The 14,669-nt window shown below is 41.3% G+C and carries 14 protein-coding genes; 4 read left to right on the top strand and 10 right to left on the bottom strand.

Features of this window, described 5'->3' with window-relative positions; translation table 11 throughout:
- Positions 1-7: 7 nt before the first annotated feature.
- Together SLH46_RS16380 and cobA are read left to right on the top strand one after the other, a co-directional pair.
- A complete protein-coding gene (locus tag SLH46_RS16380; protein WP_320282282.1) occupies positions 8-847 on the top strand; it encodes an NAD(P)H-binding protein in 840 nt (279 codons plus the stop codon).
- Positions 848-849: 2 nt separating this feature from the next.
- Complete coding sequence (cobA, locus tag SLH46_RS16375) at positions 850-1,575, top strand: uroporphyrinogen-III C-methyltransferase (protein ID WP_320282281.1); 726 nt, start codon at positions 850-852, stop codon at positions 1,573-1,575.
- On the opposite strand, the gene SLH46_RS16370 is transcribed toward cobA, so the two are convergent.
- The 8 genes from SLH46_RS16370 to SLH46_RS16335 all read right to left on the bottom strand — a co-directional run bounded on the left by SLH46_RS16370 (position 1,572) and on the right by SLH46_RS16335 (position 10,745).
- Positions 1,572-2,024: a hypothetical protein gene (locus SLH46_RS16370; RefSeq protein WP_320282280.1), complete on the bottom strand. Its 453-nt coding sequence runs from the start codon at positions 2,022-2,024 to the stop codon at positions 1,572-1,574. The genes cobA and SLH46_RS16370 overlap by 4 nt on opposite strands.
- Positions 2,025-2,166: 142 nt before the next feature.
- Positions 2,167-3,198: a uroporphyrinogen decarboxylase gene (gene hemE, locus SLH46_RS16365; protein ID WP_320282279.1), complete on the bottom strand. Its 1,032-nt coding sequence runs from the start codon at positions 3,196-3,198 to the stop codon at positions 2,167-2,169.
- Positions 3,199-3,334: 136 nt separating this feature from the next.
- A complete protein-coding gene (hemL, locus tag SLH46_RS16360) occupies positions 3,335-4,630 on the bottom strand; it encodes a glutamate-1-semialdehyde 2,1-aminomutase (protein WP_320282278.1) in 1,296 nt (431 codons plus the stop codon).
- Positions 4,631-4,633: 3 nt separating this feature from the next.
- Complete coding sequence (gene hemB, locus SLH46_RS16355) at positions 4,634-5,617, bottom strand: porphobilinogen synthase (RefSeq protein WP_320282277.1); 984 nt, start codon at positions 5,615-5,617, stop codon at positions 4,634-4,636.
- 10 nt (positions 5,618-5,627) lie between these two features.
- Complete coding sequence (gene hemC, locus SLH46_RS16350; protein ID WP_320282276.1) at positions 5,628-7,340, bottom strand: hydroxymethylbilane synthase; 1,713 nt, start codon at positions 7,338-7,340, stop codon at positions 5,628-5,630.
- Positions 7,337-8,590 carry a glutamyl-tRNA reductase gene (gene hemA, locus SLH46_RS16345; protein WP_320282275.1) on the bottom strand — a complete coding sequence of 418 codons (1,254 nt, stop codon included), beginning with the start codon at positions 8,588-8,590 and terminating at the stop codon, positions 7,337-7,339. The genes hemC and hemA overlap by 4 nt, the downstream gene beginning before the upstream one ends.
- Positions 8,591-8,753: 163 nt before the next feature.
- Complete coding sequence (gene porY / locus SLH46_RS16340) at positions 8,754-10,037, bottom strand: sensor histidine kinase (protein ID WP_320282274.1); 1,284 nt, start codon at positions 10,035-10,037, stop codon at positions 8,754-8,756.
- Between the two features lie 24 nt (positions 10,038-10,061).
- Positions 10,062-10,745: a response regulator transcription factor gene (locus tag SLH46_RS16335; RefSeq protein WP_320282273.1), complete on the bottom strand. Its 684-nt coding sequence runs from the start codon at positions 10,743-10,745 to the stop codon at positions 10,062-10,064.
- Between the two features lie 91 nt (positions 10,746-10,836).
- Here SLH46_RS16335 and SLH46_RS16330 point away from each other — a divergent pair, with 91 nt between their 5' ends.
- On the top strand, positions 10,837-11,127 hold the full coding sequence (locus SLH46_RS16330; RefSeq protein WP_320282272.1) for a hypothetical protein: 291 nt from the start codon (positions 10,837-10,839) through the stop codon (positions 11,125-11,127).
- 85 nt (positions 11,128-11,212) lie between these two features.
- On the opposite strand, the gene SLH46_RS16325 is transcribed toward SLH46_RS16330, so the two are convergent.
- Together SLH46_RS16325 and SLH46_RS16320 are read right to left on the bottom strand one after the other, a co-directional pair.
- Positions 11,213-11,713: a hypothetical protein gene (locus SLH46_RS16325; RefSeq protein WP_320282271.1), complete on the bottom strand. Its 501-nt coding sequence runs from the start codon at positions 11,711-11,713 to the stop codon at positions 11,213-11,215.
- Between the two features lie 47 nt (positions 11,714-11,760).
- The gene (locus tag SLH46_RS16320; protein ID WP_320282270.1) at positions 11,761-12,240 is read right to left on the bottom strand and encodes a hypothetical protein; all 480 of its coding nucleotides are present in this window, start codon (positions 12,238-12,240) and stop codon (positions 11,761-11,763) included.
- A 228-nt stretch (positions 12,241-12,468) separates the two neighbouring features.
- Between SLH46_RS16320 and SLH46_RS16315 the strand changes: the two genes are divergently transcribed.
- Positions 12,469-14,658 carry a peptidase domain-containing ABC transporter gene (locus SLH46_RS16315; RefSeq protein ID WP_320282269.1) on the top strand — a complete coding sequence of 730 codons (2,190 nt, stop codon included), beginning with the start codon at positions 12,469-12,471 and terminating at the stop codon, positions 14,656-14,658.
- The last annotated feature ends 11 nt before the right edge of the window (positions 14,659-14,669 follow it).

Raw genomic sequence — 14,669 nt, 5'->3', positions numbered from 1 at the left:
AGAGAACATGAAAACAAACGTATCGATATTAGGTTGCGGATGGTTAGGAACAGCGTTAGGACGATCATTACTCCGAAAAGGATGGAAAGTTAAAGGTTCTGTGGCATCTACGCAAAGTTACAACCAGCTTGAAATGAGTGGGATTAGTGCGTTTTATGTGAAGGCCAAAGCACAATCGCTTACGGTGGATTACAATAGCTTTTTTAATACAGATGTGCTGATTATTTCTATTCCGCCAACGCGAACAGATTGTGTGGAAGACTCATTCCCTAAGAAAATTGAGCAGGTGATTGCCAAAGTTGAGGAGCTGAACATCAAAAAAGTACTTTTTATTTCTTCAACATCGGTGTACGAATCGAAAAATGCAGAAGTGAAGGAAGGTGATGAGGGAACTCCTGAAAAAGCAAGTGGCAGGGCTCTTTTGAAAGCTGAAAAATTGTTGTTGGAGAATCCGGAATTTCAAACTACTGTAATTCGTTTTGGAGGGTTGATCGGTTACGACCGAAATCCGGCACGTTTTGTTCAGAACCGAAATACTGCGGTTTTTGATGCACCTGTAAATTTGATCCATCGCGACGACTGTGTAAATATCATCACTCAAATAATTGAAAAGGATATTTGGGGCGAGGTGTTTAATGCATCTAGTCCGGAGCACCCCGGGAGAAATGAGTTTTATGCAAAAGCGGCAAAGATCAGTGATTTGCCAATTCCGGTGTTTTCAAAAGACAAAGGAACTTACAAGGTAATCAACAGCGATAAACTTATTGAAGCCCTGGATTATAAGTTCGTGTATCAAAGTCCAATGGACTATTTAAAAGAAGTGGAAGAGTGGGCCTACAGAATTTAGCGATGGAGCAGATTGGAAAAGTATATATTGTAGGAGCTGGCCCCGGACCGGCAGATTTGCTTACCGTAAAAGCGCATAACTGTATAAAAGCGGCGGATATTATTCTGTATGATGCCTTGATATCGCGCGATGTTCGGGAGCTTTTTCCTGAAGAGGCAGAACTTATTTTTGTGGGGAAACGTGCCGGCGATGGCGTTGATGTGACAGAACGGCAAAACTCAATCCACCAAAAAATAGAAAAGTACGCGAAACTCGGGAAAGTGGTGGTGAGGGTGAAATCGGGTGATCCGATGATCTTTAGCCGGGGTGCAGAAGAAACCTCGTTTCTAAAAGAAAGAAATATTCCTTTTGAAGTAGTACCGGGAATTTCGGCGTTTAATGCTGCGTCGGCAGAGTTTGGTATTCCGTTAACTGACCGACGAGGAAGCAATTCGCTGCACCTGCTTTCGGGGCGCGATGTTGCCGGGAAGCTTCTTAGCGTAAAACAACTGATAAGTATTGTTGGGAACCGTGGAACGGCAGTAATTTACATGGGTACCAAAGTGTTGGAGGAAATTTACGAGGCGCTGGATACTGTTCACCGCGAATGTATTCAGACTACAATTGTGTCGCGCTCCGGCCGGTGGGATGCGCAAAAGTTTAATGGAACCTTGGAGGAAATGGTTACTTTGAATAGTGAGACTCCGGTTAAAACACCGGCTTTGATTTATCTCCGGATGGAATGTTAAGCGTAGATTGATAGCAACGAAATCGCGATAAGAACTACCGCTATAGAATAATAGATCAAAACTTTCTTAAACCGGCTCTGGCTTTGTTCAGTAAGAAACGATGATATCAATCCAAGGTTGGCAATAAAAAGAGCAAACAGCATAAGAACGATGTGCTCAACCGGCCAAAGCCTTTTCGATACCATGTTGGTGCCTTCGTCGGGGACGTATTGAAAATCGAAGCCCGCACCGAGGTTGGTAAACATTATTAGTCCTAAAATAAGTTGCAGGTACAAAGCCACAATAAAAGCAATGGCAACATACTTGTCGGTTTTGGTGTAGGGGAGGTGGTTTTTTATACCACGAACCGAGCGGTAAATCAAAGTCACCGCAAGAAGTAAAAATGATACACTAACAATGTCGTGTATTATTTTTACTACGTCGGATGTGATTATAGCGCTCAGATTCATTGTTCTTAGTATTCAGTCTCAGTTTACAGTCGCAATTTTTAAATTCTCAAATTAATTGTTTGGTATCCTGTTGCCGGTTTTCATTGGTGAAACTTTTCTCTTATCCTTCGCCAATCGAAAATCGTTAATCTTCATTCACAAATCAACTGTTCCAGTTTGCACTTTTGATCCAGTCGACAACGAATTTAGCATTTTCAACCGGAATGCCGGGAACAAAGCCGTGACCAACATTAAAAATCCATTTGTCATTCTCGGCTCCAAACGAAAGGTATTCCTGCAATTTTGCTTCAATTACTTCCTGGCTGGCAAATAAAATACGCGGATCCAAATTTCCCTGGATTCCCATATCCGCCGGAATCATTTCGCGTGCTTCTTTAATTGGTACCTGCCAGTCGACACTAATAAAGTCGGCGTCGCCAGGTTGCAGCTGTTTTAAACCCGTTCCCAAACCTTTTGGTAAGAAAATAGTTGGCGTGCCCGTTTCCATTACTGCCGCCGATATTTTTCGGACAAACGGCATAATCAATTCCATGTACAAATCGGCAGGAATAAGTCCGGCGTGCGTTTCAAAGATCTGAAAAGCTGCAATGCCGTGTTTTACCTGATTCAGCGCATATTCAATCGAAAGTTCTGTAATGGCACCAAGCAGTTGTTTTGCCAGTTTTTTGTCTTTATATAACAGCGAAACTGCATCAGGGAAAGTGTGGTTAGTTCCCAATCCCTGCACCATATAACAAAGCGTTGTAAATGGCGCTCCGCAAAATCCGATCAACGGAAAGTCCGCAGGTTTCGTTTCCTGTATTTTATCGATAACATCGTAAATGTATTCCAGTTTTGTGGCGTCGGGATTGATGAGTGACATCGGATTGTCAAGATCTTTCAGGGCCGTAGCAAACCTTGGCCCTGAATCGGTGAATGTCAATTCCATTCCCATCGCCTCTGGAATAACAAGAATGTCGGAAAAAAGAATGGCTGCGTCAACACCCAAATCGTAAACCGGGAGCAACGTAACTTTGGCTGCCAGTTCCGGATCGCGCATGAGTTCTTTAAAACTGTATTGCTTCCGCATTTCAAGATACGACGGCAAAACTCTTCCCGCCTGACGCATAAACCACACCGGTGGCCGTTCTGTTTTTTGCCCTTCAAGTGTTTTTATAAATATTCCTTTTTCCATCTATTTTGGTATTTCTTTCTTATCTACAAGATTTGTGTAACTGTCTGCAAAATATTTCCAACTGGTTTTAGATTGAAATGATTGAATGGATTGAAGAGATTGAGCCAATCTCCATCAATCTGTTTTCAATCTTCTCTCAATCTTTTAGTTCTTTTAAGGCGTTTAAATTGGCGCTGATGATGTTGTCAATGTCTTCTTCGGTGTGTGCATACGATACAAACAAACACTCAAACTGCGACGGTGCAATGTACATTCCACTCTCCAGTGACATTTTGAAATATTCTGCATAACGTGTTGTGTCTGCACTCATCGCTTCTTCATATGTGCTCACTTTTTCTTCGTTGGTGAAGAACAAGGTCATCATCGATCCAACACGGTTCAACACTGCTTTGATACCTGTTTCTTTCAGGTTGTTGAGAATTCCTTCTTCCAGCTTTTTAGCTTTTCGTTCCAGCTCAGGGTAGAAGTCCGCATTGTTCTTGATCAATTTCAGCATTGTGCTTCCGGCGGCCATCGCCAGCGGATTTCCCGACAGGGTTCCTGCCTGGTAAATTGGGCCGTTTGGCGCCAATTGATCCATAATTTCTTTTTTACCACCGTAAGCCCCAACCGGAAGTCCTCCGCCAATAATTTTACCCAGCGTGGTAATATCGGGCATTACATTAAAGTATTCCTGAGCACCACCTTTGGCCAAACGGAAACCGGTGATCACCTCGTCGAAAATTAGCAATGCTCCATTTTTAGTGGCAATTTCGCGCAGGCCTTCCAAAAATCCTTTTTCAGGAAGAACAACACCCATATTTCCGGCAACCGGTTCAACAATAATTGCTGCTATATTTTCTCCGTCTTCATTGAAAAGTTGTTCAACAGAAGCCAGATCATTATAGTTGGCCAGTAATGTATCTTTTGCATTTCCGGCAGTTACTCCCGGGCTGTCGGGTAATCCCAAAGTGATGGCTCCTGATCCTGCTTTGATCAGGAAACTGTCGCCATGTCCGTGGTAGTTTCCAACAAACTTTACAATTTTCTCGCGGCCTGTGTAGCCGCGTGCCAAACGAATGGCGCTCATTGTGGCCTCGGTTCCCGAGTTCACCATTCGCACTTTCTCAATCGAAGGCACCATTTCAACGATCAGTTCTGCCATCTCGGTTTCGTACAATGTTGGAGCGCCGTAACTGGTCCCTTTTTGTGCAGCTTCGTTAATAGCCGAAACAATTTCAGGGTGTGCGTGACCAAAAATCAGAGGTCCCCACGACGACACAAAATCGGTGTATTGATTCCCGTCGAGATCAACAACTTTTGCCCCCTTGGCACAGTCGATAAAAACCGGATTTAAGTTTACACTTTTAAAAGCCCGAACCGGAGAGTTTACGCCTCCCGGAATACTTTGCTGAGCTTGTTCAAATGCTTCTATACTTTTTGAAAACTGCATGTCCTATCCTTTTATTCCATTCAAAATTTTCGCTGCGTCAACAGCTGAATACGTAATAATAATATCGGCACCGGCTCTTTTTATCGAGGTAAGAATTTCCATCATAACGCGCGGTCCGTCGATCCAGTCTTTCTCTTCAGCTGCTTTAAGCATCGAGAATTCGCCACTAACATTATAGGCTGCTGTTGGCATTTTGAATTCTGTTTTTACGCGGTAAATAATATCGAGGAAAGAGAGCGCCGGTTTTACCATAACAATGTCGGCACCTTCAGCAATGTCGAGTTCTACCTCGCGCATAGCTTCGTCTGAATTGGCCGGATTCATTTGATAAGTGGCACGGTTGCCGAATTTTGGCGCACTTTCGGCAGCTTCGCGGAATGGCCCGTAAAAACCCGATGCATATTTAGCTGAATAAGCCATGATCGGTATTTTTTCGAATTTATTGTCGTCAAGCGCTTCACGAATTCGTCCAACGCGTCCGTCCATCATGTCACTTGGTGCGATCATATCGGCACCGGCTTCTGCCAACGATACTGATTGAGCAGCCAGCGTTTCGAGTGTTGTGTCGTTATCTACGTCGCCGTCAATTATGGTTCCGCAGTGTCCGTGTGTGGTGTACTCGCAGTTACACACGTCGGCAATAATATACAATTCCGGAAGTTCAGCTTTTATGGCACGAATGGCTTGCTGTACAATCCCGTTGTGCTGACAGGCAACTGTTCCGTCCTCATCTTTTTCGGCGGGAATACCAAACAAAAGAACTGCCTTCACGCCTGCTGAAACAACATTTTTACATTCTTCAACCAGGTTCTCAACCGACAATTGAAAGTTGCCCGGCATTGAGCTGATCGGGTTGCGAATATTGGTTCCGGCACAAACAAAAAGTGGCATCACCAAATCGTCAACCGATAGTTTCGTTTCGGTTACCATCTCGCGTAAAATTGAATTATATCTTAATCTTCTTAATCTTGTTTCAGGAAACATCATAGCGTAGTTTTTATTTGGTTTGATAATAGTCGATTATTGCTTTGTAAAGTCCTTCAGCATTTGAATTTTCTGCTGTCACCAACGGTTCTGTACCACCTTGTCGGATAGCTTCTGAAGTTACTTCTCCAATGCTGGCCATTTTTACTTTCGAAATGTTTTCAGTGCCATAAAACTGGCAGAAATTAATAAAAGTGGATGGACTTGTAAATACGATAAGATCGTAATTGTCTGCTGAAATCGCATCCAGTATTTTCGAATCAGCACCCGAAGGTTTTACCGTTTGATAAGTATTGATACGGGTAACTGAATTTGTTTTTGATAATTCTGTTTCCAGTTTATTACCGGCCAGGTTTCCAAGGGCCAGTAAAATATTTTGGTTTTGCAGATTGTGCTTCTCTGCTAATTCCTTTAGCAGGCCGTCAGAAGAATTTTCATTGGCTGTAAAATACGGAGCATAACCATAATAGTCCAGTTCGGCCGCAGTGTTTTTGCCGATGACAGCAATCTTTAAATCGTTGGGCAAAGTCGTATTGCCTACTGTTTCAATCAGTTGTTTAAAGAAACTTACAACGCCATTTTTGCTGGTGAAAATAACCCACTGATACTGATCAAGATTCTGTATCGATTGCTCTTCTGTAGCAGTAAGTTTTGTCTGCTCAATTTGAATCATGGGTAGCGAAACAACCGAAGCACCGGCTTTTGTTAGTAGCTCAGGAAGATCATCGTGAATATCGGCCGGACGTGTAGAAATTATAACCTTGTCTTTTAACGGAAGCGCTGTTTTAGTAACAGGTAAATTCTCCGTGTGAATGGCATCAAGAATTTCTTTTCCGCCGGCATTGAATAATTTGTTGGCCAGGTTTCTCGCCATTTCATTGGCATTTTCAACCGGTCCGCTTACTGTTTCTTTCAGGAATTTACTTCCGTCGATGCTGGCAACAAAACCGGTAATTATTACCTGATCGCCTTCAACTTTACAAGTACTTCCAACCGGAATCTGGCAGCCACCTTCCAGCGTGTTCAGAAATACACGTTCGGCCGAACTGGTTATCATCGTTTCTTGGTGATTGATCTGAGCAATTATTGCTTCAATCTCCGGATCGTTGTCTTTTATTTCTATGGCAATTGCACCTTGTCCACAAGCCGGAATCATAGTTTCCGGATCCAGAATTTCGGTGATCGCTTCAGCCATTTCAAGGCGTTGTAATCCTGCACCTGCCATAATCATGGCATCGCAGTAACCTTCATTCATTTTGCGGATACGCGTGTTTACGTTGCCTCTGATCTCAACGATGTTAAAATCCGGATTCAAGCGCAGTAGTTGTGCTTTGCGTCGTAAACTTGATGTTGCGATTGTGTGCTCCAAAGTGAGTTCCGAAAGTTTTAGATGATCTTTGCTGACCAATGCATCGTTAACGGTGCCTCTTTCCAATACGGCACCCAGTTTTGTTCCTTCAGGAAAAATGGTGGGAAGGTCTTTTAAACTGTGCACGGCCATGTCGATTTCGTCGTTGAACATCGCCACTTCCAGCTCTTTTGTAAAAAGTCCTTTATCGCCAATTTTTGACAACGGGACATCCAAGATTTTGTCGCCTTTTGTTTTTATAACGACAATCTCAAATTGCTTTTCAGGGAATTTTGGTACCAGTTCGTCTTTTACCCTATAAGCCTGATATAAGGCAAGCTTGCTGCCTCGTGTACCAATGCGAATCGTATTTTTCATGGAGCAATCTTGAACAGGTCGTTAACCAATTCGATGTATTCTTTTTTACGCCCGTTATCGGTGATCGATTTTACGTTTTTGATCATCAGGCGAATAAATTTATTGGTAATATGATCGGCATACATCGAAGCTTCATCGGTATTGTCTTTCGACTGACGTTTGATAAAACCTTCCAGTTCTGCTTCATTTATTTTTTTGAAATTATCGCTGATGCTTTGGAAAGTCGGAGTAAGATTACGGGTGTGTTGCCAGTCGCTAAAATCAGTAACAAACTCGGCAATAATTTTTTCTGCCTTTTCGATTTCACCTTTGCGAATGTCAAATGTTTTATCCACAACAGCATTTAAATCATCGATATCGTTAACAAAAACATTTTCAATTTCGGCTACGTCCGGTGCAACATTATGCGGTACGGAAAGATCGACAAAAAACATTGGTTTGTTTTGACGCTCGGTCATCACTTGTTCCACCATTTCTTTTGTAATAAGTGGCTTTTTCGACGCGGTTGATGTAACTACAATATCGTTGTGAACCAGTTCGTTTTGTAATTCCGAAAACTCTTTTGCAGCTCCCTTGTAGCGTTTTGCCAATTCCTGAGCTTTTTCCGCAGTACGGTTAATGATAGTGAATTTGTCGCAACCTTTTTTCAGCAAGTTTTGTAGAGTTAGTTCGCCGGTTTGACCTGCTCCAAGCAGCAATGTTGGATGCGAACTCAGACTGTGTAGTTTTTTGTTAGCCAGTTCAACAGCTGCGTAGCTGATAGAAACTGCTCCTTTCGAAAGAGCTGTTTCTGTTCTTACCTTTTTACCGGCTTCGAAAGCCTTGTTGAACAAACGAATTAAAGTTGGGCTGTGCAGCTCATATTTGTCGGCAATGGCAAAAGCATCTTTAAGCTGACCAACAATCTGGTACTCTCCCAGCGCCATTGAGTCGAGCCCTGATGCTACACGGAATAAATGCAACGATGCTTCTTCCTGGAATTTGTGATAGAAGTGCGATCCCACACTTTTATCCGCTTTTCTCCAGTCAAAAAGCATCTTGGCTAATGTTGATGTACAATCAAAAATGTCATTTTCTGTGTAATCAAAATATATTTCGGTACGGTTACATGTCGAAACAACGATAGCACCGTTTATTCCTGCCTCGATTAATTGCGGCACAAAACGCTTCACATCTTCTTCGCAAAAAACGAATTTCTCGCGAACTTTAATCGGCGCCGTTTTGTGGTTTAATCCAAGTAATCCTATCATGAATGATCTGCTTAAGTCTTGATTTTGAAACAATACTATTAAAAGAATCTGTAGAAAATCTGTAGAAAAAATCAGATTTGGGTGTGTATTGAACAAAGGGTTGTAAAATGAGTATTTATATGGAAGAAAAAGAGGAGTTTATGTGCTAGTGTGGCTTGCTGAATTATGCTTCAGAATTGTTGGTTTCAGGATGAAAAATGATGCTGAAATTGTGCAGATTTTTCTCATAGGAATAAAGGGCCTTAAAACCTGAAACTTCGCATATTTTCTGAACAATAGCAAGCCCCAATCCAACCGAACTGTCGGATGATGAAGATTTGTAAAATCGTTTGAAAATATCATTGGCGCTTCCCTGAATTTTTTCGCCGCTGTTGGCGATCGTAATTTGTTTTTCGCTTGTAGTGATAGAAATGAAACCGCTTTTATTATTATGGCGGATGGCATTCTTTAACAGGTTAGCAATCAGGATGTCGGCCAGGTATGGATTCATCTCTACAAAATTGGATTTATCGGGAGATTCAATCGTAATATTTTTACTGTCGATGACATCTTCGAGGAACGATAGTTGTGTATTTATAATCGCTGTCAAGTCAATTTTTGCCACTTCCGGAAATTGTCTGTTTCCAATTTTTGAAAGCAATAATAATGTATTTGTTAGTCGCGAAAGTCGGGTGGATGCTTCATAAGCGTCGCTGATTGTTTTTAGCTCTTTTTCCTGCATGCAGTCCGATTGCAAAAGCAGCTCCATTTTCGAAATAATTACCGCAATTGGAGTCTGTAATTCGTGCGAGGCATTTTCGGTGTATTCTTTCAGGTTGTAATAGTCGTTTTTTATTCGCTCAGTCATCGAAATTAACACCTTGTTCAGGTCGTTAAATTCTTTCACATCGGTTTCTTTTAGTTGAAAATCCTCGTGGGTGTTCAGGTCGTATTTTTTGATTTTATTAATAGTGTCGTAAAACGATTTTAAGGTTTTTTGCGAAATGTGCCGGTTCAGCACCAAGAGCCCGATAATAAGGGCAACCACAAGCAGTGTCATCGATAAAATAATGCGCACCATCAGGTTGTCTGTTTCGGCGTGCGATTTAAATATTTTGACCAGGAATTTTTGCCCGTTAACTTCAGAAACAAACTGCAACTGACGATAAGCGGTGTAGGCACCTGTTGTCTTGTCGAGAATCAAAGTATCAGAATAACCTTCAACCGGATTCAGGTTTGGTGAGAGAGGTGTAATTTCAACCTTTTTCTCAAAGTCGGTTGGTGCTGTTGTTGTTGAGTGTGCCGACTTTAATTCATTCTGAATGCTGGTTTGGCGTTTTTGTAATTCAACGTTTATGTTTTGATTTACCTGTTGACGAAGTACAAAATAAAAAACGATCAATCCCGAAAGGAAAATGAAAAGTGAAATGGAGAGGAAATTGAGACTTATTTTGGTGAGTAGTTTCATTGTTTTTCCTTTGTGTCGATGGCTTTATTCCTGTGTTAAATCGAATTTGTAACCAACCCCGTAAATGGTTTTAATATAATCGGTGCATCCTTTTTTAATCAGCTTTTTGCGGAGGTTTTTAATGTGCCCGTAGATAAAATCGTACGAATCGGCAATGTCCATGTAGTCGCCCCAGAGGTGTTGTGCCAGGCCGGTTTTTGTAATTACCTTGTTTTTGTTGGCGATAAAAAACTGCAGCAATTCGTATTCTTTTTTGGTGAGTTGTAATTCGTTGTCGTTTACAAAAACCTGGTGCGAGTCGGGCAGTATTTTAATTTCGTTTACCAGAATCTGGTTATCGCCGTCAAAATTTATTCGCCGGTGTATCGATTTCAGATGCGCATTTAATTCGGCCAGATGAAACGGTTTTGTGAGGTAGTTGTCAGCCCCGATTTCGAGTCCTTCAATTCTGTTCTCCACCGAATCGCGTGCCGAAATAATAATGATCCCCATCTTTTTATTGTCCTTTTTTACCTGTCGGATAAGATCGAGTCCACTGCCGCCGGGCAAGTTTATATCCACGAGAATACAATCATAAAAATGTATGTCAAGATGTTCGGCCGCTGTGTTGTAATCGTAGGCAGTTTCACAAACATAACCTTCATCGGTCAGGTACTGAAAAATGGCGTCGGATAAAGCTATTTCGTCTTCAATAATGAGAATCTTCATGCATGCATATTTTCAAATTGCAATATAATAACTTTTCATACGATTGCTGTGGTTTGTTTCAGATGAGTTGGTTTTATGGTTATCTTGCAGCATGCTAAAAAATAATCTTTGTTGCCGAATATATCCCGTTGTTATCCTGCTCATTTCTGCTCTGATAAGCTTTGGCATTTTATATTTAAAAGAAGCGACAACTGTTGTAAAAGTATTTTCTGATCGTGGAACTTTTTTTGATTTTCTGGGAATTGCTTTTGCCATTGCAGTACTTCCGGTTGCTTTGTTTTATTATTTAAGCGACAAGGAGAAATTTGAAAAATCGGCGCGGCCATTATCAATGTTGGGATTTATTCCTGCGCTTATTTATATGGGATTTCTTATATTTTGATTTGAAGAAAGAGGTGCTTTTGGAGATTTGGACAAAATTAAGACTCACCGATATTAAATGGCAAGTCTTTATTATTCACGATAAATTATTCAGGAATTGAATCGTTGGAACTTGGTGCTCCTTCAACTTTGAGTCGTTTAAAAATATAACGCGTAATAAAAATACCGTTAGTGTCATCGGCGCCTCCATAACTTTCAACACCTGTATTTACAAAAGACAGTTCCCAGCCCTGACTCATCATGTCGTTAATTTTCGAGGTTAACAGAGCGTCGTTCGAAGCAATGTTTTGAAAACGAATACCTCCAACATTAAAAAAGTTGAGCAGTTTTGTTTCGTCGTAATCCTTGATGCGGATTTCTTCACGGTCGCTTTTGTTTCGGTCGCCGTTATCCGCTGTTTGACGTGTTGTGAATTCTTTATAATCCACTTCGGCATCGGTAGAAATTAACCGTGAGCGACCAATTCCATTCGGAATGATCGATTCGATTGTGGTAATGATTTTTACCTCGTATTGAGGCGTTTCCTGTCCTTTTGCTGTGGGCAATAATAACACTGCAAGAAGGGTGAAAATAAGTGCTTGTTTCATTTGTATAAGTTTTGTGATTTTTAACTTGTTTTGAATTTGTTCTCGGGTTATTCAATCTCTTTTCGGAAGAAATACCGGGTAAGGAACAATCCGTTCGGATCGTTAGGGCTTTCGCTGTCGTCGTCGAGCAGTGCTTTGAAAATTTCTTTTTTTACACTTGCGTTTGCCATTTTGCTTTCAACGCCGGTTTTTACGTCGTACAATTCCCAGCCATTGGCCAGCATGTCGTTAATTTTCGATGTCATCAGCGCGTCATTCGAAGCAATGTTCTGAAACCGGATTCCGCCTTCGTTATAAAAGTTCAGTAACTTGGTTTCTTCATACTCCTTAATGCGGATTTCGCTTCTTTTACTTTTGTTTTTGTCCTTTTTTGCTGCGGTTTGTTGCGAGGTAAAATCCTCATAATTTACATCAACAACGGGTGAGATCATTCGCGATCGGCCCACGCCATTTGGTACCAGGGATTCAATACAACTAACGATTTCAATGTCGTATTTTGGTTGTTGAGCCAGTGCAAAAACAGGCATGCAAAAAAGGAGTGAGAATAAAAATCGATTTTTGAGGTGCATTCTGTTTGAATTATGTTTAACGGAAACAAATATACTTAAATCTTTTATTCGACATGAAGGGCGAATGTTAAATAATAAATTAGAAGACTAAGTTTGAGTTATTCACAAATAGTTGTGTATTCAAAAAGTCAAGACTGGCGCATCCAACAAGAATTTTTTTCTATCTTTCCGCAACAAAAGAAAACTATGGCAAAGTTCCCGTTTTATCAACAATTTGATGCAATGGATTGCGGCCCTACGTGTTTGCGTATGGTGGCTAAATATTACGGGAAACACTTCACCACCGAATTTCTCCGCGAAAACTCATATATCACCCGCGAAGGTGTGTCGTTGTTGGGAATAAGCGACGCTGCCGAAGCCATTGGGATGCGCTCGATGGGTGTAAAAATCACTTTTCAGCAATTACAGAATGAGGCCCCGCTTCCTTGTATTGTACATTGGGGGCAGGAACATTTTGTTGTTGTTCATCAATTTAAAAAGGGGAAAGTTTGTGTGGCAGATCCTGCTTTCGGGCGGATTGAATACACCGAAAAGGAGTTTTGCGAAAAATGGATTTCGACCGTTTCGGGTGGTGAAGAAAAAGGAATTTGCCTGCTTTTACAGCCAACACCCGATTTCTACCAAAGCGAAGATGACAAAGTAAAACGCACCGGTTTTCAGTTTGTTTTTAATTATCTGAAACCATACAAAAAACTGGTGGTTCAGTTGATTCTCGGGTTTTTCCTTGGAAGTTGTATTCAACTGGTGTTGCCATTTTTAACGCAGAGTGTAGTTGATATTGGTATCAATAACCAGGACATTGGTTTTATTTATCTTGTTCTTATAGCTCAGCTGGTATTATTCATCAGCCGGATGTCGGTTGAGTTTATCCGCTCATGGATTTTATTGCACATCAGCACACGTATTAATATTTCCATTATTTCCGATTTTTTGATCAAGTTGATGAAATTGCCGTTGGGCTTTTTCGACTCAAAAATGATCGGCGATATTTTACAGCGTATTGAAGATCATGACCGAATTGAGCGGTTTTTAACTGCGCAGTCGATCGGGGTGTTGTTCTCGGTTTTTAGTCTAGTGGTTTTTGCCATTGTGCTGGCCATTTACAGCTGGACTGTATTTTTGATTTTCATAATCGGTTCTGTTTTGTATTTCGTGTGGATCTATGTTTTTATGAAACGCCGTCGCGAACTCGACTTCAAACGTTTTAATAAATTGTCGGAAAATCAGAGTAAGCTCATTCAGATCATCAACGGGATGCAGGAGATAAAACTGAACAACTACGAAAAACAAAAACGCTGGGAGTGGGAGCGTGTTCAGGCGGGGTTGTTCAAGGTAAGCGTAAAGAGTCTTTCGTTGCAGCAGTATCAGGATGCCGGTTCTGTATTTATTAATGAAACAAAAAACATTCTTATAATAATCATTTCTGCTACCGCGGTGGTTAATGGCGAATTGACGCTCGGTATGATGCTGGCTATACAATATATAATAGGGCAACTAAATACACCTTTGCGACAGCTCATTAGTTTTATGCACACAGCACAGGATGCAAAAATCAGTTTGGAGCGTCTGGCCGAGATTCACGATAAGAAGGATGAAAGTGAAGCCGGAAAATCGTATGTGCGAAACTTACCCGAAAATAAAGGAATTAGCGTTCATGATCTGGTTTTTCAGTATGAAGGGCCACGTTCGCCAAAAGTTCTGAATAATATCAATCTTGATATTCCGGAAAAGAAAACAACTGCGATTGTGGGAACGAGCGGCAGTGGAAAAACCACCTTGATTAAATTATTGCTTGGTTTTTATCCACCGGTTGCCGGCGATATAAAAATTGGAGGAACACGGTTGTCCAATTATTCTCCGCAAATGTGGCGCGACAACTGCGGCGTTGTAATGCAGGATGGTTTTATCTTTTCCGATAGTATTGCAAAAAATATTGTGGTGAATGACGAACTCATTGATCAGGAACGTTTACTGAATGCTGTAAAAATGGCCAATATTCAGGATTATATTGAAGCTTTGCCATTAAGCTATAATACAAAAATAGGGCAGGAAGGTGTTGGCTTAAGCCAGGGGCAAAAGCAACGGATATTAATCGCCCGTGCAATTTATAAATCGCCGGAGTACCTGTTTTTTGATGAAGCAACCAATGCGCTTGATGCCAACAACGAGAAAATGATCATGGAAAACATGGATAAGGTGTCGGCGGGTAAAACAGTGGTTGTGGTGGCGCACCGTTTAAGTACGGTAAAAAATGCCGATCAGATTGTGGTACTCGAAACGGGTGAAATTGTTGAACGTGGTACACACGAAGAGTTGATCGCAAAACAAGGGAAATATTATCAATTGGTGAAGAACCAACTGGAATTGGGGAATTAATGACAAGTGAC

The organism is Draconibacterium sp. IB214405 (assembly GCF_033963885.1).
Lineage (GTDB): Bacteria > Bacteroidota > Bacteroidia > Bacteroidales > Prolixibacteraceae > Draconibacterium.
Note: the sequence above shows the minus strand (reverse complement) of the source record. Positions and strands in the feature narration are given on the sequence as shown.

What these genes read in the sequence shown, in the direction of transcription:
- SLH46_RS16380 (WP_320282282.1), top strand. Translation starts at nt 8, where the DNA reads ATGAAAACAAACGTATCGATATTAGGTTGCGGATGGTTAGGAACAGCG.
- cobA (WP_320282281.1), top strand. Translation starts at nt 850, where the DNA reads ATGGAGCAGATTGGAAAAGTATATATTGTAGGAGCTGGCCCCGGACCG.
- SLH46_RS16370 (WP_320282280.1), bottom strand. Translation starts at nt 2,024, where the DNA reads ATGAATCTGAGCGCTATAATCACATCCGACGTAGTAAAAATAATACAC.
- hemE (WP_320282279.1), bottom strand. Translation starts at nt 3,198, where the DNA reads ATGGAAAAAGGAATATTTATAAAAACACTTGAAGGGCAAAAAACAGAA.
- hemL (WP_320282278.1), bottom strand. Translation starts at nt 4,630, where the DNA reads ATGCAGTTTTCAAAAAGTATAGAAGCATTTGAACAAGCTCAGCAAAGT.
- hemB (WP_320282277.1), bottom strand. Translation starts at nt 5,617, where the DNA reads ATGATGTTTCCTGAAACAAGATTAAGAAGATTAAGATATAATTCAATT.
- hemC (WP_320282276.1), bottom strand. Translation starts at nt 7,340, where the DNA reads ATGAAAAATACGATTCGCATTGGTACACGAGGCAGCAAGCTTGCCTTA.
- hemA (WP_320282275.1), bottom strand. Translation starts at nt 8,590, where the DNA reads ATGATAGGATTACTTGGATTAAACCACAAAACGGCGCCGATTAAAGTT.
- porY (WP_320282274.1), bottom strand. Translation starts at nt 10,037, where the DNA reads ATGAAACTACTCACCAAAATAAGTCTCAATTTCCTCTCCATTTCACTT.
- SLH46_RS16335 (WP_320282273.1), bottom strand. Translation starts at nt 10,745, where the DNA reads ATGAAGATTCTCATTATTGAAGACGAAATAGCTTTATCCGACGCCATT.
- SLH46_RS16330 (WP_320282272.1), top strand. Translation starts at nt 10,837, where the DNA reads ATGCTAAAAAATAATCTTTGTTGCCGAATATATCCCGTTGTTATCCTG.
- SLH46_RS16325 (WP_320282271.1), bottom strand. Translation starts at nt 11,713, where the DNA reads ATGAAACAAGCACTTATTTTCACCCTTCTTGCAGTGTTATTATTGCCC.
- SLH46_RS16320 (WP_320282270.1), bottom strand. Translation starts at nt 12,240, where the DNA reads ATGCCTGTTTTTGCACTGGCTCAACAACCAAAATACGACATTGAAATC.
- SLH46_RS16315 (WP_320282269.1), top strand. Translation starts at nt 12,469, where the DNA reads ATGGCAAAGTTCCCGTTTTATCAACAATTTGATGCAATGGATTGCGGC.